This window comes from Fredinandcohnia quinoae (assembly GCF_022427965.1).
Lineage (GTDB): Bacteria > Bacillota > Bacilli > Bacillales > Bacillaceae_L > Ferdinandcohnia > Ferdinandcohnia quinoae.
Map to the genome: position 1 here is coordinate 44,006 of NZ_JAKTTI010000013.1, position 19,460 is coordinate 63,465.

Here is a 19,460-nt window from a genome sequence, read left to right on the forward strand (position 1 = left end):
GGTGGGTCTTTCTGTTGAAAAAAACATTTTTCCTATTAATTAGTTGTTTGTTCCTCCTCTCTTTAGTGGCTTGTGGGTCAAGCAGTGGCGGAGCTGAAAAAAAGGTTAAAGTAGGAATTGATACGACATATCCTCCATTTGAGTTTGAGGACGGTGGAGATTATGTTGGTATTGATATTGAATTAATTAAAGCAATTGCAGAAGATCAGGATTTTGAAATTGAGTTTAAGCCTATGGATTTTAAAGGAATTATTCCAGCACTTACTGCTGGTCAATTAGATGTGGCGATTGCCGGGATGAGTATTACGGATGCTAGAAAAAAGGAAGTCGACTTCTCTGAGCCCTATTTTGAAGCAGGTTTGTCTTTGGTAGTAAATAAAGACAATAGTGAGATTACAGGTCCAGAAGATTTAAAAGGGAAAATGATTGCTGTGAAAAAAGGAACAACAGGAGCAGATATGGCAGCAGAGTTGGCTGAAGAACATGGTACAGAAGTAAGACTATTTGACGACAGTCCGGCCATGTTTCAGGAAGTATCGAATGGAAATGCAGATGTGCTAATTGAGGATTATCCAGTAATTGCGTATGCGATCTCTCAAAATACAAATCTAAAACTCAAAATTGTAGGTGATAGATTGAATGGTGATTTTTATGGAATCGCAGTTGAAAAAGGCAAAAATGCAGATTTGCTAAAAAAGATTAACGAGGGCTTGAATAACTTACGTGATAATGGCAAATACGATGAAATCGTAAATAAGTATTTAGGAGAATAACATTCATATTACGTTATTAGCTGCGTGCTATCTATTGTAGCACGCTGATTTTGTATCCAAAAATAAATGTTGACATAAAAGGAGATGATCGTCTTGTCGACAATTACAGAAGCAATGCCCTTTTTACTTCAGGGCTTAAAACTGACTTTAATAATTACGATAGCTTCCTTATTCTTTGGGTTCATTTTGGGATTAGTCATCGCGATATTTCGTCTATCCCCTATTAAACCATTGGTTTGGATTGCTAAGATCTTTATCAATGCGATTAGGGGTACTCCTCTTATTGTTCAATTATATTTCATTTATTTTGGTTTAACGTCATTCAGTTGGATTTCTATGGAGCCTACAACTGCAGGAATCATTACAATAAGTATTAATGCTGGTGCTTATATGGCAGAAATAATACGCGCTGGGATTGAGTCTATTGATAAAGGACAAACTGAGGCTGCAAGATCACTAGGTGTTACGAGTGGAAAAACAATGCGTTACATTATCCTCCCACAGGCATTGCGTCGAATGCTTCCTACTTTTTCAAATCAGGCAATCATAAGCTTGAAGGATACTTCCCTACTTTCCGTAATTGGAATTGCTGACTTAACGCAGCGGACTGAGGTAGCAATTGCTAAGACCTATGCAGTATTTCCGCTTTGGCTGACTGCGGGAGTTATGTATTTTCTCTTAATCTATTTACTTACCCTTCTATCAAATTATATTGAAAGGAGATACGAATTACATTGAGTATCATAACAGTAAGCAATCTGAAAAAATCATTCGGATCACTTGAAGTATTAAAGGATATAAATGTTGAGATAAATGAAAAAGAAGTAGTATGTGTAATTGGTCCATCTGGTTCTGGTAAAAGTACATTTTTACGATGTTTAAATAAATTAGAAGAGTTATCCGCTGGTTCAATCGTTATAACAGGCTATGATATTTCAGATAAACAAGTGAATGTGAACGATGTTCGCAAAGAGGTTGGGATGGTGTTCCAGCAGTTTAACCTCTTTGCTCATATGACTGTACTTGATAATATAACATTTGCACCGTTAAAAGTATTAAATAAAACACGCCAGGAGGCACAGGAAGACGCCTATGCTCTATTGGATAAAGTTGGTCTTCGTGATAAGGCAAAAAAATATCCCAACTCATTGTCAGGTGGTCAAAAGCAACGTGTTGCAATTGCACGAGCATTGGCGATGAAACCTAAGGTCATGTTATTCGACGAACCTACTTCCGCTCTTGATCCGGAAACTGTAGGAGAGGTTCTTGGAGTAATGAAACAACTAGCACTGGAAGGAATGACGATGGTTGTTGTAACACATGAAATGGGTTTTGCTCGCGAAGTAGGTGATCGTGTAATTTTCATGGATGAAGGCTATATCGTCGAGGAAAATACACCAACTGAGCTTTTTCAAAATCCGCAAAGTGAACGTACAAAAGCATTCCTTGGTAAGATCCTCTAATTTTAATGTAATAAATTATCCTAATAGACTCACTACATTGACTAGTAGTTCAGTCTATTAGGATAAAAAAGTACTAATCCTACAAGACTACCCCATTTTCTATTAAAATGGCTTTTAATTTATTGATGTCGATGTCTTTTGGTGCTACATTGTTTGTAATTGAAAGTGCTGCGGCGGTTCCAGCTGCTTGTCCTGTTGCCATTGCGCTAGGAGTTAGTCTTGTTGTAGCCAGTGCCTCGTGTGTAGTTGAGATACATCTCCCAGCCACTAATAAATTTTCAATTTGTTTAGGCACAAGGCTTCTATATGGAATACCGTAGCTTCCATCTCCTTCAATGTCGTTTGCCTGAACGCCTTTACCAGTTGGGTCATGTATGTCAATTGGGTAGCCACTAAGTGCAATGGTATCCTCAAACTTTTTACCGGCAACAACATCCTCAATGGTAAGCGCATATTGCCCATCAATTCGCCTTGTTTCACGGATACCAATTTGTGTTCCTACGGCAGATATGGTCGCCTGTTCAAACCCTGGAATTTTCTTTTGTAAAAATTCCGCCATCATCATGACTTGCTTTCTGCCTTCTTTTTCCCCTTCAGATAAATCAAACACATCTGTTCCATCTAATCCCTGCACACGTGTACAATTGACTAGCACCTCATCTGTTTCAGGACCTGCAAAAAAGAGAACCTGGTCACGGTTAATTGGTACACCTGATTCATTCCATTCCTTATAAAAACCTTGAACACCTGTTAACGGTAATTCATCTAATTCATCAATCGGTGTTTTTTTATAAAAATTACTTGGATTGGCTTTCATTTCTTCTTTTACCTTTGAAAGGTCTACACCTCTCATCCGGAACTTCATTGTCATCGGCTGTGTTTTATGATCACTATCGCGCCCCTTTAAGCAAGGCGCTCCTGATAAATAGGCGATATCGGCATCCCCTGTCGTGTCGACAAACCGCTTTGCAGACACGTTAATTGGACCTGACTTTGTTGTTAGATTAATAGAGGTAATCATATTTCCTTCAACCTCAACCCTATCTACAAAACTATGAACAAGAACCTCTACACCGGCCTCTTCCAGCATTTCTAAAGCCAATAGCTTATATTTTTCAGGATGATACGGGGTAAGTGTATTCGTAAAGCCAACCGTATCACGCAAATGCCCTGGTGAACCGTCTCTTTCCATTAATCGCTCAACAATCTCTTGTGCGATTCCTTTAATCACTTGCTTACCGGACTCCGTATGAAAGGTCATCCAAGGATAGACAAGTGCTACCGTGGACATTCCTCCTAAAAAACCGTACCTTTCAATTAGTAGTGTTTTTGCCCCTGCTCTACCTGAAGCAATCGCTGCATTGATGCCTGCAGGCCCTCCTCCTACGACCACAACATCAAAATCTAGTTCTCTCTTCAAAATAGACACATCCTTTTTTAATTTTAGCGTGCTCATTCCTTACTAATATTACTTTCCACCAGTCATTGCAACGCCTTCAATAAATTGCTTTTGAGCAAAGAAAAAGACGATTAACAATGGTAATGTTGCCATAACGGATGCACTCATGAGAAGCTCCCATTTTGTCCCAACCTCATCTGTAAATAATGCTAATGCCAAAGGCAATGTCATCAATTCCTTGGTGTTAATGTAAATGAGTGGTTCATAAAACTCATTCCAGCTTGTCAAAAATGTAAAAATTGTCAGCGTTGCAATCGCTGGTTTTGCTAATGGTAGCATGATGTTCCAATATATACGGAAATAAGAGCAACCATCCAATTTTGCTGCCTCTTCAAGTTCTTTTGGTACTAAAAGGAAGAATTGTCGCATGACAAAAACTCCGAATACTCCAGCTGGTCCTAGAATTGGAATTGCAATTAATGGAACATGCGTATTAATCAATCCCAAATCTCTCATAAATAAGAAAAGGGGAATGGTAATTACCTCAACAGGTATCATCATCGTACTTAACAGACACAAAAAGAGAAATGAACTCCCCTTAAATTTCAACTTTGCAAAAGCATATCCTGCTAATGAACCGAAGAAAATTGTGCCGATCGTGACCAAGATTCCAATGTACAAACTATTAAAATAGAATAGATGAAATGGAGTCGATTCCAGCACCTGCAAATAGTTTTCCCACTTAAATGGTTCTGGGATTAACTGAAAAACAAATATTTTCGTTGAATCCTTAAATGACGTATTGATCATCCATAGAAATGGGACAATCATGATAAGTGATATGATCGTTAATACTCCATAAAATGCTATTTTAGTAAAAAGACCGTTTTTCTGTTTATTCTTCATGGAATACCCACCTCTTTCTTGCAACCCATTGGATGAGTGTAAAGAATAAAATGATTATAAATAATACGAGTGCAATCGCTGACGCATAACCAAAGTCAAACAGTCTAAAAGCATTTTCCCATATATAGTAGACTAATACCTTAGTATGATTGCCTGGTCCTCCATTGGTCATCACATAGATTTGACCGAATACCTTCATTGACCCAATGACCGTTAAAATTAACGTTAAAAAGACCGTAGGTGTAATCATTGGTAATGTAACATGCCAGAATTGCTTTCCTTTATTCGCCCCATCTAAATATGAAGCTTCATATAAGTTTTTATCAACCTGCTGTAATGCCGCCAAGAATAAAACCATATTTAGGCCGACATTTTTCAAAGCGCTAACAACGACAACGGCTCCCATTGCTAAATTTGGATCATATAACCAAGCAGGGCCATCAATTCCAAAAACGGCCAGAATTTGGTTAATAAAACCTTCCTCTGTACCAAACATATACTTCCAAATAATTGACCAAACGACAATCGAAGTCATGACCGGTATAAAAATTGCCGTTCTAAAGAGGCCGATTCCTGGAAGATTACGCTGTAGTAGAAGAGCTAATAATAAGGCCAATACAATATTAATTGGAACAAGTCCAGCTGTGAAAAGAAGCGTATTTTTTAATACAACCCAGAAGTCAGGATCATTGACTAACCGCTCATAGTTTTCCACCCCAATAAAATTAGGATCCCCAAGAAGCTGCCAATCTGTAAAACTAATATAAAGGGAATAGACTAAAGGGAATAACATGACTAAGAGGAAGCCAAGTACCATTGGACTAACAAATAAATATCCGTAAAATGATTCGCTCCCTAAAAACCTTCGTCGCCTTTTGACACCTTTTTTCGGTAGGCTCTTCATTGTTTGTATGTTTGTTTCCAACACTCCTACCTCCTCTACAATGTGTCAATTGCATTTCTAAATGATGAAATGGTTTTAACGATACTTGCTTCACTTTTCCCGATGACAATTGCCCCGAGCATAACTGCCTTAACTCCTGCCTTATGAAGTAAGGGAATATCAGTAGCTACTAGCTTTCTTTGGGATGGAACAAGAACTGGAACATCGACATTTTGGACGAGGGAGTTATAAGCAAGTACGTCCTTAAACGTCAACGGCATTCCGTATTCTTCACCTGGAATAATTGACGCTTCAAGTGCTGAAACACCTAAATGCTTTACATTTCCTAATTGACCTTTGTCATACTCACTCGTAATTGCAAATGTCTTCTCAATCCCGTCAAGTGCTAGCATCCAGCTCGGCTTATGATGAGCATAAATAGAGTAAAAATTGAAGCCGATTTTGAGCAGTTGTTCCATTTCAGTTTCTTTTATATCTTCAAATGAGCCACTTGGAACAATACCAAGTGGTCCAGAAAATTCATCCCTAATCTTGCAAAAGACCTCTTCATAGGACTCAACCGAAGCAAAACGATTTCCGGATGCTCGATGTTCGACATTTACATGCAATTTGACAGCATCGACTCCCGCATGAATTGCTGCCTTTGCTAAGTCTAGTCGATTTTCTGGTAAACTCACAATTAATGTCAGCTTATTTTCTAGTAGATTTTGTTTTAATGATGCGGTCACATGATTCACCCCTAATCAAATGCGCCTTGGCGAATTTGCCCCTAGTTTTTTTCAAAAGGTAAGCGGTTAAGCCTGTTTCAGGTTAACCGCTACCCTATTCTTTATTTCATCAATGGATCTATTTTCTCTTCCATCCCTTTTAAAATTTCCTCTGGTTTCTTCAATTGTCCAAATAATTCATCAAAGCCAAATTGAATTGCGTTGTCAATTTTTTGCCAATTTTTATGCCCAGCTTGAAGTCTGGCATTATCCATTTCATCTATTACTGCTCTTTGAATGCTCTCAACCGGCGGATTGTTTGGTTGATTAACAAATTCATCTGAGCTTAGTACCGACTCACGTGGAGGTACGAAGAAAGTAGACGTTGCTGTAATGCCTTCTTGACTTGTAAAGAATTTTAGAAGTTCCTTTGCTTCCTCTGGGTGCTTAGATCCTTTGAATAATCCATAGCCCGCTTGACCTAGCATCGGATATCTACCTTCAGGGCCCTCTGGAAGAGGAGCAATATCCCATTCAAAATCTTGTACATTACGTGCAGCAGATACATAACTGTATACATCAAAGAACATTCCAATTTTTCCAGATTCAAAGCTTACTTGTTCACCCGCTTTTGGATGTGATGAATCTTTGAACATCATGCGATCAAGCATTTTTAAGGATTCTACACCTTCAGGGCTATTCCAAGTAAACTCGGTTTGATCCTTATTAAATAAATCCCCACCGTAGCCCCAAGTATGTGATAACAATGCAATCCACGTATTCCAGTCACGGAAGAAGTTGGCACCATAGACTCCATCTGAAGAGATGGCTTTTGCTGATTTTTCAAATTGCTCCCAATTCCAAGTTCCTGCTGCTACATGTTCATTTGGTGTCTTCTCCCCAGCTTTTACAAACAGGTCTTTGTTATAAAACATTACCATTGGAGGAGTTGAGAACGGAATTCCTAATAATTTATCATCCTTCTCAAACAATTCTAAGGTAGACGGGAAAAAGTCATCCATGTTATACTCTGCGTCATCTTTAAAAGAAGTAACATCATCTAACAAGTCATTGTCCATAAATTGAGGCACCATACGCTCTGCAACCCATCCAACATCAGGCAACTCTCTACCAGCAGCTAAAACTGTAATTTTTTGCTGATAATCTGGAAATGGAACGCTTTCCATTTTCACTTTAATGTTTGGATGCTTTTCATTAAACTTTGCAATTAACTTGTTGTACACTTCTTGGTGTGCCTCACTTCCCCACATCATGAAGGTCAACTCAACCTTTTTATCTTTGTCCGTTGAGCCTTTATCCTTTGATCCCGAATCAGCATCCTTGCTGCTACACGCTGCTGAAAACGCTATCAATAGGATGGCTAAAAAAATAATTCCAAGCTTTTTCATTGTTTGTAATCCCTCCCTTTGTTTTTTATTCTAATGAAAAAGCCTAGTTAAAAATATCCTCTCAAAACGAGATATGGTTCGTTAATCATATATATTAAGAATGTTAAGATAATTTACGGAATTGTACAGGTGTCATTCCTATCTCCTGCTTAAAGATGGTCATAAAGTGTTTTGGACTTTTATAGCCCGATAGCCTGGCAACCTCATAAACTTTTAAAGTAGTATCCTTTAATAATTTTTTTGCGCGCTTGAGACGTACTTCGGTGATATATTCTGTAAACGTCTGATCAAGCTCAGATTTAAATAAATGTCCAACATACTGCGGGTTTAGATAGACGTATTCGGCAATATGCTTTAACGTAATTTCATGACTGAGGTGATCGTCAATGTACTGTAGAATTCTTTGAAATTGCTTCGAGGTTTCAGTCATTTCAATTGTTGGTTCCTTAAAAATCCTAGAAATCGTCTCCGATAGCTCAATTCGATTAATTGGTTTTAAAAGATAATCGGTAATCCCATATCGCAAAGCTGTTCTCGCGTATTCAAAGTCACTATGCCCACTTAAAATAATGATAGGAACCTCTTCAGAAACCTGTCTAACCTTTGATGTAAATGTAAGTCCATCCATGCTCCCCATTCGAATATCAGTGATAATTAAATGTGGCATGTGCTGGTGAACCATTGAGATTCCCTCTTCACCACTTTTGGCTTCGACCACCTGAAATCCACCAATTACTTGCTCTAATAAAACCTTAAGACCTTGTCTAATAATGCCTTCATCTTCAACAACTAATATCTCCTTCAATTTTTCCGCCCTCCATTTTCTTGTGCTTCATGGTGTTATCGAAGTAAAAATCTGTAAATCTGCTTCGTCTGTTCTATACCGAATTGGCAATGTCAGTGATACAGAAAAGCCTTTTTGTTCTTGTCCTTTAATTTTTATTCCATATTGGTTTCCGTATAAAAGTTGTATCCGTCCATGTACATTTGATAATGCAATACCGTTATGTTTTTCCGTTGAAGAGCTTTGTTGTGTTTCAATGAGCGTTTTAAGCTTTGTTAATTGTTCCAGTGTCACACCTTGTCCATTATCAGTAATTTCGATTTTTAATAACTGATTTTCAGTATATACCTTAATCGAAATATGTCCGCCTTGTTTAAAAATTCCATGAATAATCGCATTCTCTACAAGCGGCTGAAGAACTAGCTTGGGTAGTAATACATGTTGTGAGCCTTCCTCAATTTCTTCCCGGTACTGGAGCTCTTCTCCCATTCTTACCTTTTGAATTGCGAGATATGAATGAATAAATGCCAATTCCTCATCTAATGTTACTACCTTGGAAGAGTTATCAATTGTATATCGTAATAACCGCCCAAGTGATGAAACCATATCAGAGACGTCAAGGTTTCCATTTGTAATCGCTAGCATATTGATTGATTCCAAAGTATTGTATAAAAAATGCGGGTTCATTTGACTTTGAAGGGCCCTGATTTCGGCATCCTTTTCTCGTAAACCTGTTTTATACACCTCTGAAACAAGACGGTCAATTTCATTAATCATATGATTAAAGCCTGTTCCCAGCTGTCCGATTTCATCATTTGAGGAAATGATAACCCTTTGTGCAAGGTTGCCCTTTTTCACATTATCCATCGCATCTCGTAAGCGATGGATTGAGCTTACAAGTGGCTTTGAGAGAATAAGACCAAGAAGTAAGGAAACTAGCATTCCAAGAAAAATAACAAGGATAATAAGTTTTTTTACATTATTAACTTCGCTAAAGATAGTTGAATGTGGTGTCAACATAATTGTTTTTACACCTGAATAGGATGATTGATTATAGACCATCATGTAATCGGTGCCATTAATCGGGATATTTGTATAGTTTCTAACTTTAATTGTTTCTAACTCTGAAAGAAAGGATTGCTCAATAATTTTATCCTCTTTATTCGGGTATATGAATTGGTTATCCTGGTCCACAATAAAAATATGACTTTTGCTGTTTGGATTACTTACAATTTCATTAATTAAGTCCTGTTTCAAATCAATTTTAATCATTCCAAGTGGCTCATAGGTCGATGGATCCCTTATCAACCTCGCTACAGAAAAGACAGAAACATCCTTTTGGATGTAATAATTCGGTTTATGCAAAGGGAGCAATACCCATTCTCCATCTGCTTTTTTAATTTTTTTCACCCAATCATTATTCGTCTCAAACACTTTTAACATGACTGTATTTGAATCTAAATTACTAAAAATAGTCCCGTCATTCGCGAGAATATGAATCCCTTTTATCTCGTTTCTCATATGGATAAGACTCGAGATATATCTCCAAAGCTTAATCCTTTCTGACGCCGGGGGAAACGATGTACCTTCACTCGGTGCCTGGTGGCTTTTTAATATTTCCAAAACTTCCAGGTCATACAGTGGGGATAATGAAATGATTTGCATCTCCTTAATATATCGATTTAAGTTTTGATTCATTTGATTAGCCAATTGGATTTGATATTCCTCAGTCCTTACCTGGCTAGACTTTGCAAATTGATAGTATGTAATACTTCCGAGAAGGGTAGCAGTGAGTATAATAAGCAGAGAGAATACGAGTATTAACTAAACTCGGTATGGGAGAGAGAGTAAGTAACTTCTTATCGTATTATTGATTTTCATGATTATTGGATTTCTCCTTATGTAGTGTGATATGTATTGCATTCTACATTTTTGATTGAAATCCTTTTTGGAAGTAGTTGGTGGAGTTAAAAGATTCTCCGATTGAAGAAGATAATACCAACTAGAAAAAATGTTTTCTATGGCCTTCTACAAACGGAGAGCCCAAAACTTATCTTAAAAAATCTTTAGCCATAAAATAGGCATAAGCCGTAAATAATTGTGTGTTTATTTGATTTGATTTTATTGCTTCACCCATTGAATTGAAATCAATTAGTCTAACGTTAATATCTTCAGTCTCGTCCAAGTTTTGGTCATACGCTTGAAAAGCATCTAACATAAGATATGTAATGATCTTATTTGATTGAGTAGCTGGATTAACCATGAAATCTCCTAATAAAATAGGTCTTTTCATTGAGATATACCCTGTTTCTTCTCTTACTTCCCTAATAATCCCTTCCTCATTCGATTCATTTTCCTCAACTTTACCTGCAGGAATTTCTAGAAAGGTATCATTACCAGCGTAACGATATTGTTCTACGAGGACAATTTGATTTTCCTTTGTAATGACGATCGCATTAACCCAATCAGAATATTCATTGACATAATAATCATCAATGATCGAACCATTAGGAAGCTGACATGTATCCCTTCTGATATTGCCGAAAGGTGTTTTAGATACATAAATTGAATCTAAGGTTTTCCATTTTTCCACAATCATTCTCTCCTTAAAAAAATGAAAAGAGTTAGCTGCATTCCTGATTCAGAATCTAGTATGCTGCATAACTCTTATTATTTCATATTCAACCATCAAAGTGCTATATAATTTCTAATATTAGTCCCATTCAAAATGCTTACTACAAAAAGGGATAAATATTAATTTTGTTTTACCAATTTCAATCACATCGTACACTTGCAGCTCATCAGCCGTGATGACCTCTTCGTCATTTAAATAGACGAGTCCACGCGAATCACCTGGATAAATGCGGAAGAGGCGTTTCTTTGGGCTATAGCTAATAATCGCATGATTTTCCCTTGAAATCGCCTCATCCCCGGAAATACAAATGTCCATCTTCTCTGATCGGCCAATAAAGTTTCGTTCACTTCGAATTTTGTAGTCCTTTCCTTTATCTGGACCTTCGACACAAACTAACCAGCCGACTACCGGGTCAATGCCAATTTCTTTACGGATGACTGCAATTGTTTTTCCATCATCATGTTGGCTAGTTGGAATTTTTGCAACAGTTTTACCTATTTCCGTACTAGCATTTGGGAAAATTGCTTGGGTTTTAGAAAGATCATCCTCAATCGTTGAACGTTTTGGCATTGTTACACCAAGATTTAAATCAATATTGACACCACAGTGTGGACATAAGCTGTGCTTTATTTCATCATAATAATGACCATTTGAACATCTCTTCATGACTTACCCTCCTACTTCCTCCGTCAAAGTAAAGAGCCATTTATACGTTCCGTCTGATCTAACAAAAGTATGGATTAACGTACTTTTTTGTGTCTTATTTTGACTTCCTGCGGTGTAAGAAAGATTCTGAACAACCTTAACCTTTGCCGAAGTTTCTTTAATTTCAAGAACCTCAATACTCTCATATACTAGTTTTATATGATCATATGCTGTAAAAAATTCGTTGAGGGCTTTTTCGGTAGTGTCATATACTGATGAGTTAGGATCGATTGTACTTAAATAACCGGCAACATTTTCATCTTCAAAAGCTAGTGCATTTGCATAGAGTGTGATCTCTATCTCTTCCTTGTCAGTATAGGTTTTTGTTTCATTATTTTTATACATCTCTTCTATTTTTTCCATATCTGGATGTGTAAGATTTAACTTTCTGAAATACGTAAAATCTGCTAAAATTACGTCTTTGAATAGTTGTGTGTCATTGATCTTTTCATCCTTGTGTAATGTGTATAGGGCAACTGCTGAGTCAAATTGATTCGTAAATAAATAGGCATTTGCAAGATTCGCTTTGAAAATGATTTTTTTTGAATCTAACTGAATGGCTTTTTCAGCTGAGGCTACTGCTTCATTTGGTAGAGCATTGACAAATTGAATATACGACAAATCACCATAAGAATTAGCCAATTCAGCAAAGTCCTTTTGAAATACAGGGTCTTTAGTAAGCAAGTCTTCTAAAATAACAACGCTATTTTCGATGTCTACTAAGGCATATTCATGGTATCCGAGTATTCTTTTTACAAGTGATACATTTCGGTCCAATACTCCCATGGAATATTGAGCATCGAAATTTCCATCCATCTCATAAATAACTTCTGCCATTTGTCTAGCTTGTAAATAGGATTTTAATGCTTCTAAATAGTTTTTCTGCTGATGTAGCGCATACCCTTTATCCCAATACTCATAGACAGCTTTAAGATGCTGTGATTTTATTGATTCTTCATCTAAAGGAAGTTCAATTCCTTTACTGACCTCGAGATTAATCTCATCCGTTTCTTTTATCATTTCTTCTGCTTTTACAGATTGGCTTGTAATGAAACCCTTCCTGATATATAGGCTGTCAACATAGGTAACATTTCCAAGCTTTAACCCTTCTTCTTGTAGTAAAGATTTTGCATCCTCAATCGAACTATTAACTAAATTTGGAACAGTAATCTCTTTGATTACTTCCTTTACAGGAGGGTCATGCTTTTTTTCGACGACTGGTGGGTTTTTGATAGGTTTTGTAGGTTCATCACCTACCTTCGAATTAAACAGTGATGTAATTCCAATAATCCCGATCGTTAGGAAAATTGCAGCTACAACCCCTCCACCAATCCATATCCATTTTGAACCTGCTTTTTTTTCTGAAGTTTTAAGTGGGGTGTACTTTTTTTCAAGGTATTTCATATCGTTCCCTGTGGGAACAGGTGTGGATTGTGGATGTTCATTCATATTATTTAGTAACTTCTGTTGAAATTCCTCCATTGTTTGATAACGGTCTGAAGCTTTAATCGATAGTGCTTTCATTAAAGCTGCTTCTGCATCTGCTGGAATGTCTATCCCTAATTGTGAAGGTGGAATCAAAGTATCTTCTTCTAAGCGGTCAAGGGACTCCGGGGGAACATGGCCTACCATTGCACGGTAAAAAGTGGCTGCCGTTGCATATACATCTGTCCATGGGCCTTGTTTACCTTTTGTACGATATTGTTCTTCAGGAGCAAAACCAGGTTTTAAAATAACTGATATGCTTTTACTAAACTCACTCATTGCATGACGAGCAGAGCCGAAATCTAACACCTTCACCTGTCCTTCAGACGTTATATAGATATTATCAGGGCTTATATCACGGTGTAATGTACCTGTTCGATGGACTTCCCTTAATGCATCCATAACCGGCAACATAATCATAAGTGAGGTTTGATAAGGGATTTTTCCACCTTGGGATTGTAAATATTGTTTGAAATCGATTCCTTCAAGATAATACATCACTAAATATGCAGTACCGTTTTCCCTAAAAAAATCACGAACTCCAACGATTCCAGGATGGTTGTTAAATTGTGCCAATGTTTTTGCTTCATCTAAAAAGCTCTTCAAGCCATTTTCAAAATGGGTTTCAAGTCCTCCTGTGAAGACAGAAACCATCGTTTGTTCAGGAGATCTTGTTGCAAAATCTCTCGGCATGTACTCCTTAAGCGCAAGCTTCATATCTAGGTTCAAATCATAAGCTAAATATGTGATCCCGAAGCCACCATGGCCAAGTACTCTGCCGAGGAGATATTTTTCATTCAAAATCGTACCTGGCGGCAAATGCTGGGGTGCTTCCGCGGGTGTTCCTTCAATCCATCCACAGTGGGGACAAACAGATTCTGTGCCTTTCTTTGCCATACACCCTAAACAAAGATGTTGATAATCCGCCATTTTTTCACCTCATTTTATTAGTTATGATTGACTTGCAAACACAGCAAGTGCACTATAATTATCATGACTTTCAGTTACACGCTGTTTTATAAGTTCTTCCATTTTGTTTAACCATTCGTGAGGAGAAGCTGAGGTTTTTTTGGTGCTCTCCATTTCCCTCTCTAAGACATATTCCCAAAAGCCATCCGAGCATAATAAAAACGCGTCCTCCTCTAATATCTGTATACCCTCGTCTTGAATGGTCGGCTTAACTAATCCATCAGAGCCCAACACCCGGTATAATCGATTCCTGTCTTCATGGTTACGAATTTGGTCAGTTGTAATCTCCCCTGCGTTAACAAGTGCTTGACATACACTATGGTCTTTCGTTTGTGAAATCAATTTCTCTTCCCTAAAATGATACAAACGAGAATCACCGATATGAGCCCAATAAGCACGGTCATATTCACAATGTAAAACAACAATTGTAGTTTTCATTGATTTTCTTCCAGTAATTGTTTCTTGCTGTTCATGAAGTTTCAATTGTGCCTTTTCAATCCCAGAGTGAATCCAATTCAAATCATCTTTTAGTTCGTATTCCTCCAAAATTACCTTCCCTGTAGTTGTTGATGCAATTTCTCCACCTTGATAACCACCTAATCCGTCAGCAAGAACCCAGCAACCACCTCGTTCAGTTACATTGAACGATACAAAATCTTGGTTTACTTTTCTCCCACCTTTTTCTGATATTTCAGCCGTTATGAATCGCAATTTTACCGACGCTCCCAATCAATTTCAAACATATATTCTTTAGAACTTAAGTAAAAACGATCACCTGACCGTAGTTGAATTGCTTTTCCCTTTGGGATACGTTCTCCTGATTGGAGATATGTTCCGTTAGAGGAATGATCCTCAATTGTGAAGCTTTGACCATACTTGTCGAAGCGAAGGGTACAATGCTTCCTGCTAATCTCTTCAATATTAAGTGGAAAGACAAGCTGGCATTGTTTTGCATCCCGTCCAATCGATAAATAAGATTGATCTAATTCAAATACTTTTCCAGCAAAATACCCTGAGACCCCTTTTAAAACTGGTTTAAAGTGAATAACAGAAGAATTTTCAGCATTGAGCTGATTTGAAACTTGCGGTCCTTGCTTTCCTTTTTTCTTGAGGACTAGTACATAAATGGCAACGAGGACTAATAAAATAAATAGCACAACACCTGCGATTCCTAAGATCCACCAGAGTGTATTTGACTTGCTATCTTTATTTGTGCTTTTACTCTCTGGATTGGTACTTGATTTTAAATATTTTATCCCCCGTGATTCCAACATTGGAATAAGCTCATCAACTTTAACTGCACCATTTATTCCAGAAGCGGAACGAACTGTAAACGTATTGATTCCGATTACTTGGCCATATTCATTCACTAATGGCCCACCTGAGTTTCCGGGGTTAATACTTACATCTACTTGAAATATTCCTCTCCCACCTTGACTTGATATTTTACTTATAATGCCTCTTGTTATTGAAACATCATCCGGATCACCAGACGGTGTATCATCAATTAGATCAGCATCCCCTGGAAATCCGAGAGCAAACACTTCGTGGCTTGCTTTTACAGCATCACTTTCGCCAAGCTCCATTGGTGGTCTTTTATATAAATCCTGTGATAATTCCAATACAGCAAGATCTTTGACCTTATCATAGGCAACAACTGTAGCTTCAATTTGATCTTCTTTTGAAAGTAGAATGGTTACCCCTTCTAGATTTGGTTCAACTACATGATAGTTAGTTACAATATGACGAACCGGCTCTTCTAAACCAATTGCAAATCCAGTCCCTGTATACATGCCGCCATCCAACCCATAGCAAAGTATACGGACAACACTATGACGAAGTTCATCGATTGACCTTGTTTCTGCATTTGCCGGAAATGTAAGGAAACAAAGCATAATAGCAGAAATGATCATAAATGTATTCTTAAGAAAACGGAACCTTTTCTTCTTAACTGAATGAATCATATCTATTCGCCTCTTTCATCATTTATTCAATTGTTAACAGGGCTACGGTAGCGTTGTCTTGATTAGGTTTTTGTTTTGATCGTACAATTTCTATTAGCTTTTCTGCTGCTAGTTGCGTAGACAAAGTATGGAGTGCATCAAGTATTTCTTGATTAGTTATCGTTCCATATAATCCGTCACTGCATAGAATGACGGAGTCCCCTTTATGTAAACGAATCGGGTTAGTCGTAATATCCATTTCATCGACAGTCTCTAAACCTAAAAAACTAGTTAAACTTTCTCTTTGTGGATCATTGAGTGCCTCTTCGAGAGTGATCTCTCCGGTTGAAGCTTTTTCATCCAATTCATTAGCATATATATGATCTTTTGTTAATTGTGTTAAAGTTTCACCGTTTTTTAAATAGATTCGACTATCACCGACTGACAACCAATATAGTTGATTCATAAAAATGACTGAAGCAATGAGTGTAGTTCCTACCTTACCTTCAAGCTTATTCTCACGTGCAAATTGTAAAACCGTTTCGTTTGCTCTGATTAAAGCAGCTTCTAGCTTTTCAGGAATGGAGTCAATTTCTGAAGAGTTAAGATATTGGTCTAAAAACGTCTGAACTGCTAAGTAACTAGCTTCTTTCCCCCCTTGTAGACCACCCATTCCATCTGCTAAAACAGCTAATACCCCGTACTTGCTTATAAAGGCTTCATCTGCAATGTCAGAAAAACCAAATGCATCCTGTTGCTCTGTTCTAGCTCCTATATGTTGTGCGTTTCCTGGAATAATGGGTGACATTGTTTTTTGAATTGTTATTGGATCATCCGAAGTTTCCGTCATACCATAATTTCTTATGTTTTTTAGCTTTTTACTAAAATTATGAATTAGATATATTCCAACAAAGAATAGAACAAGAATAAGCAGGTATCCCCACCAAGGAATGTCATTATGTATGTGAAACAACAACCGAGTCCCACTCCTTTCACGTATTGTGACTAAAAATCACAAAAAAGCTTTAATCATATATGTATGTGCAATTTTGAATAAATTGCTTTTCCAAATGAAAGTAAAAAAATCCAGTTTCCGATTGGAAACTGGATTACATTTTTTATTAAGTAAGAAAGCCACGATTGCCGCAATTCAAGTAAGAAAGTTTAAACCACCACTCCTCAAAGTGGGTGTTCGCAAAAACCATCCTGCATGTCCTTCAAGTCATTTAGACAAAGGCCTGTCATTCCTGTTTTGATGTTAAACTCCCTATTACAGCTCAAAGGTTAAACTTTATTATGATTACGTACAACGTAGCTTATAGTTGTATTTTACATGAAATAATTGTTGAAATCAAATGTAATTAATTGGTATATTTAGTTTTTTACTTTCTTAAAGAGAGTAGATATAACTTCCTCTGTCTTCATGTCACTTTGGATTTCATAAGTACCAGGACGCAAATACTTAGATACTCCCTTTTTTTCGACTTCGTTAGTGAAAGCTAAAGAATTTTCGATGATATTTGCTTTGGCAAGCGCCTTTCCAACATCAATACTAGTCATTCCCTCTGTTACAGTTAACATTGTGCGATAGACGACTTTTTCTTGTGCTTCTTTTTTAGGTTCTTCTGCTTGCACATTTGCTTTATTGGTAGCAGCAAGCTGATCTTTCCACTCTTGGTCTGTATGGATCACATAGCCCTCAGAAGTAAGTGTTTTTTTCATTTCTTCCACAGTTGGTTTTTCTGCAGCTTGTGACTTCGGATTCTCATTCGGTCCAAAGAAATACGCTGCTCCACAGATACAAGTTGCAAGTATGAGCCCACCAGCAAAGCTTCTTAACGATTTAACATTCATTAGCAATCTTTCTCCTTTCAATCTTCGACTTCATATATGGAGAAAGCATTTTTTCAATTTCACTCTCAGGTTGTTGCTTTTCTGCTGCAATTCCCTCTATCGAGTATCCACGCTTATATAAATCTAAAACATCTCGCAATAAAAGCATTTCATCAGTATTTCCTGTTTTTACATTTGTTTCATGTGCTAGAATTTCATTATCAATTTCGATGTTTCGAAGCTGGCTTTGTAACTGATTGATCTCTTCCATAACTGAAATGGAAAATAAATCAATTGCTCTTTGATCTGATTTTGATGCTTGCTTAGATTTATAAAACGATAAAATGAGCAAACAAATTGCTCCACAAAATAAAATAACTAACGCCCATTCCATCATCGTTATTTCCTCCTTAGTTTGTTAAAGTTAGCCGGTTATAAAATAAACATTCCTACAATACCACTTAATATACCTAATAGCACAACTGAACTGGCAACAAAAATTAATACTTTTTTAGGATAAGATTTCGCTACGATCAATAATGATGGAAGACTAATTGAAGGTAATGTTAGTAATAATGCTGCTGCAGGTCCTCCACCAAGACCAAATGACATGAATGTTTGAATAATTGGTATCTCAGCAGCAGTTGGGATGACAAATAACATTCCTGCAATTGCAAACAGAATGACTGTAAAGATGCTATTTGCTGCAGCATCACTTACATGTGGGAATAACCAAACACGAACTGCTCCCATTAGTAAGACGGAAAGTAAATAAGCAGGGACAATATATAAAAGCATGCTTCCTAAGCTATTCATCCATTTTATAAGGAAGGAGTCTGCATTTTCTTTTTCAGTATCTAACATATGATCAATATCAATTGTGTTCGTTTTAGGGGCAAATCGATTTGCTAGATAACTTATCCCAAAAGTTAAGATAATGCCAAAAACTAGACGAAGAAGTGTGAACTTCCATGATAGGACAAACGTCATAAAAATTAATGTAGCGGGATTAAGTGTTGGATTACCTAACCAAAATGCTAAGCTTGCACCGACAGAAACATTTTTCTTCCGTAAGCCTACTGCCATTGGTGCGGCACAGCATGTACACATCATGCCTGGAAGTGACGATATTCCTCCGATCGCTGTGCTTCCAAATGATTTTTTTCCTAACATCTTCAATAGCCAATTAGTTGGTAGTAAGACTTGTAATAAAGAACCAAGTAAAATACCTAAAATAGCTGCTTTCCATACGGATTTAAAATAAGTAAGAGCATAGGACCAAGCACTATCCCATGAAGCTGAAGGTAGATCTGCTTTGTCTCCTAATATCGAGGCTCCAATTGAATGTGTTGTTGAAGCTAGGATAGCTTTATCGTAATATGGAAACCATTTGATATATGATAATCCTGCTATCACAATTAATAAAAAAATAACGACATAAAAAACAGTCTTCCTTGAATGAGACTGATGATTAGTAGATAGTGTATTATTGATCTGAGCCATTCGTTTACAAACCCCCAAAAACTATATCAAAATAATTATATC

At 37.1% G+C, this 19,460-nt stretch carries 19 protein-coding genes and 1 other RNA gene; 3 read left to right on the forward strand and 17 right to left on the reverse strand.

The annotated features are described in order from the left end of the window. The first annotated feature begins 14 nt into the window (after positions 1 to 14). From MJG50_RS10105 to MJG50_RS10115, 3 genes are all read left to right on the forward strand, one after another. On the forward strand, positions 15 to 773 hold the full coding sequence (locus MJG50_RS10105) for a transporter substrate-binding domain-containing protein (RefSeq protein ID WP_240255376.1): 759 nt from the start codon (positions 15 to 17) through the stop codon (positions 771 to 773). A 93-nt stretch (positions 774 to 866) separates the two neighbouring features. After that, positions 867 to 1,511: an amino acid ABC transporter permease gene (locus tag MJG50_RS10110; RefSeq protein ID WP_240255378.1), complete on the forward strand. Its 645-nt coding sequence runs from the start codon at positions 867 to 869 to the stop codon at positions 1,509 to 1,511. Beyond that, positions 1,508 to 2,236: an amino acid ABC transporter ATP-binding protein gene (locus tag MJG50_RS10115; protein ID WP_275695569.1), complete on the forward strand. Its 729-nt coding sequence runs from the start codon at positions 1,508 to 1,510 to the stop codon at positions 2,234 to 2,236. Before MJG50_RS10110 ends, MJG50_RS10115 begins: the two co-directional genes overlap by 4 nt. Before the next feature lie 79 nt (positions 2,237 to 2,315). Here MJG50_RS10115 and MJG50_RS10120 read toward each other — a convergent pair whose 3' ends face one another. From MJG50_RS10120 to MJG50_RS10200, 17 genes are all read right to left on the reverse strand, one after another. Further along, a complete protein-coding gene (locus tag MJG50_RS10120; RefSeq protein WP_240255380.1) occupies positions 2,316 to 3,692 on the reverse strand; it encodes an FAD-dependent oxidoreductase in 1,377 nt (458 codons plus the stop codon). A 12-nt stretch (positions 3,693 to 3,704) separates the two neighbouring features. Continuing rightward, positions 3,705 to 4,541 carry a carbohydrate ABC transporter permease gene (locus MJG50_RS10125; RefSeq protein WP_240255382.1) on the reverse strand — a complete coding sequence of 279 codons (837 nt, stop codon included), beginning with the start codon at positions 4,539 to 4,541 and terminating at the stop codon, positions 3,705 to 3,707. Then, a complete protein-coding gene (locus tag MJG50_RS10130) occupies positions 4,531 to 5,466 on the reverse strand; it encodes a carbohydrate ABC transporter permease (RefSeq protein WP_431307270.1) in 936 nt (311 codons plus the stop codon). The genes MJG50_RS10125 and MJG50_RS10130 overlap by 11 nt, the downstream gene beginning before the upstream one ends. A 14-nt stretch (positions 5,467 to 5,480) precedes the next feature. Further along, a complete protein-coding gene (locus MJG50_RS10135) occupies positions 5,481 to 6,173 on the reverse strand; it encodes a hypothetical protein (RefSeq protein WP_240255384.1) in 693 nt (230 codons plus the stop codon). A gap of 101 nt (positions 6,174 to 6,274) precedes the next feature. After that, positions 6,275 to 7,561 carry an ABC transporter substrate-binding protein gene (locus MJG50_RS10140; protein WP_240255386.1) on the reverse strand — a complete coding sequence of 429 codons (1,287 nt, stop codon included), beginning with the start codon at positions 7,559 to 7,561 and terminating at the stop codon, positions 6,275 to 6,277. A 103-nt stretch (positions 7,562 to 7,664) separates the two neighbouring features. Further along, positions 7,665 to 8,366: a response regulator transcription factor gene (locus MJG50_RS10145; protein ID WP_240255388.1), complete on the reverse strand. Its 702-nt coding sequence runs from the start codon at positions 8,364 to 8,366 to the stop codon at positions 7,665 to 7,667. Positions 8,367 to 8,393: 27 nt separating this feature from the next. Further along, positions 8,394 to 10,043: a sensor histidine kinase gene (locus MJG50_RS10150; RefSeq protein ID WP_240255390.1), complete on the reverse strand. Its 1,650-nt coding sequence runs from the start codon at positions 10,041 to 10,043 to the stop codon at positions 8,394 to 8,396. A 352-nt stretch (positions 10,044 to 10,395) separates the two neighbouring features. After that, positions 10,396 to 10,944 (reverse strand): NUDIX hydrolase, encoded by a 549-nt coding sequence (locus tag MJG50_RS10155; protein ID WP_275695571.1) that lies wholly within the window; start codon positions 10,942 to 10,944, stop codon positions 10,396 to 10,398. A 114-nt stretch (positions 10,945 to 11,058) separates the two neighbouring features. Then, positions 11,059 to 11,646, reverse strand: coding sequence for an FHA domain-containing protein (locus tag MJG50_RS10160; protein ID WP_240255393.1), 588 nt, complete (start codon positions 11,644 to 11,646; stop codon positions 11,059 to 11,061). Positions 11,647 to 11,649: 3 nt separating this feature from the next. Further along, positions 11,650 to 14,100, reverse strand: a complete 2,451-nt coding sequence (locus MJG50_RS10165) for a protein kinase domain-containing protein (protein ID WP_240255395.1) — start codon at positions 14,098 to 14,100, stop codon at positions 11,650 to 11,652. Between the two features lie 21 nt (positions 14,101 to 14,121). After that, positions 14,122 to 14,850, reverse strand: coding sequence for a PP2C family protein-serine/threonine phosphatase (locus tag MJG50_RS10170; protein WP_240255397.1), 729 nt, complete (start codon positions 14,848 to 14,850; stop codon positions 14,122 to 14,124). Positions 14,851 to 14,852: 2 nt separating this feature from the next. Then, positions 14,853 to 16,103, reverse strand: coding sequence for a trypsin-like peptidase domain-containing protein (locus tag MJG50_RS10175; RefSeq protein ID WP_275695572.1), 1,251 nt, complete (start codon positions 16,101 to 16,103; stop codon positions 14,853 to 14,855). Positions 16,104 to 16,125: 22 nt separating this feature from the next. After that, a complete protein-coding gene (locus MJG50_RS10180) occupies positions 16,126 to 17,058 on the reverse strand; it encodes a PP2C family protein-serine/threonine phosphatase (protein ID WP_240255399.1) in 933 nt (310 codons plus the stop codon). Between the two features lie 151 nt (positions 17,059 to 17,209). Further along, positions 17,210 to 17,403: non-coding RNA, 6S RNA (ssrS, locus tag MJG50_RS10185), on the reverse strand. A 53-nt stretch (positions 17,404 to 17,456) separates the two neighbouring features. Further along, positions 17,457 to 17,936: an endolytic transglycosylase MltG gene (locus MJG50_RS10190; protein ID WP_240255401.1), complete on the reverse strand. Its 480-nt coding sequence runs from the start codon at positions 17,934 to 17,936 to the stop codon at positions 17,457 to 17,459. After that, a complete protein-coding gene (locus tag MJG50_RS10195; protein ID WP_240255403.1) occupies positions 17,926 to 18,312 on the reverse strand; it encodes a hypothetical protein in 387 nt (128 codons plus the stop codon). The genes MJG50_RS10190 and MJG50_RS10195 overlap by 11 nt, the downstream gene beginning before the upstream one ends. A gap of 35 nt (positions 18,313 to 18,347) precedes the next feature. Continuing rightward, positions 18,348 to 19,418, reverse strand: coding sequence for a permease (locus tag MJG50_RS10200; protein ID WP_240255405.1), 1,071 nt, complete (start codon positions 19,416 to 19,418; stop codon positions 18,348 to 18,350). Between the last annotated feature and the right edge of the window lie 42 nt (positions 19,419 to 19,460).

What these genes read in the sequence shown, in the direction of transcription:
- MJG50_RS10200 (WP_240255405.1), bottom strand. Translation starts at nt 19,418, where the DNA reads ATGGCTCAGATCAATAATACACTATCTACTAATCATCAGTCTCATTCA.
- MJG50_RS10120 (WP_240255380.1), bottom strand. Translation starts at nt 3,692, where the DNA reads ATGAGCACGCTAAAATTAAAAAAGGATGTGTCTATTTTGAAGAGAGAA.
- MJG50_RS10195 (WP_240255403.1), bottom strand. Translation starts at nt 18,312, where the DNA reads ATGATGGAATGGGCGTTAGTTATTTTATTTTGTGGAGCAATTTGTTTG.
- MJG50_RS10165 (WP_240255395.1), bottom strand. Translation starts at nt 14,100, where the DNA reads ATGGCGGATTATCAACATCTTTGTTTAGGGTGTATGGCAAAGAAAGGC.
- MJG50_RS10125 (WP_240255382.1), bottom strand. Translation starts at nt 4,541, where the DNA reads ATGAAGAATAAACAGAAAAACGGTCTTTTTACTAAAATAGCATTTTAT.
- MJG50_RS10150 (WP_240255390.1), bottom strand. Translation starts at nt 10,043, where the DNA reads ATGAATCAAAACTTAAATCGATATATTAAGGAGATGCAAATCATTTCA.
- MJG50_RS10175 (WP_275695572.1), bottom strand. Translation starts at nt 16,103, where the DNA reads ATGATTCATTCAGTTAAGAAGAAAAGGTTCCGTTTTCTTAAGAATACA.
- MJG50_RS10140 (WP_240255386.1), bottom strand. Translation starts at nt 7,561, where the DNA reads ATGAAAAAGCTTGGAATTATTTTTTTAGCCATCCTATTGATAGCGTTT.
- MJG50_RS10155 (WP_275695571.1), bottom strand. Translation starts at nt 10,944, where the DNA reads ATGATTGTGGAAAAATGGAAAACCTTAGATTCAATTTATGTATCTAAA.
- MJG50_RS10160 (WP_240255393.1), bottom strand. Translation starts at nt 11,646, where the DNA reads ATGAAGAGATGTTCAAATGGTCATTATTATGATGAAATAAAGCACAGC.
- MJG50_RS10190 (WP_240255401.1), bottom strand. Translation starts at nt 17,936, where the DNA reads ATGAATGTTAAATCGTTAAGAAGCTTTGCTGGTGGGCTCATACTTGCA.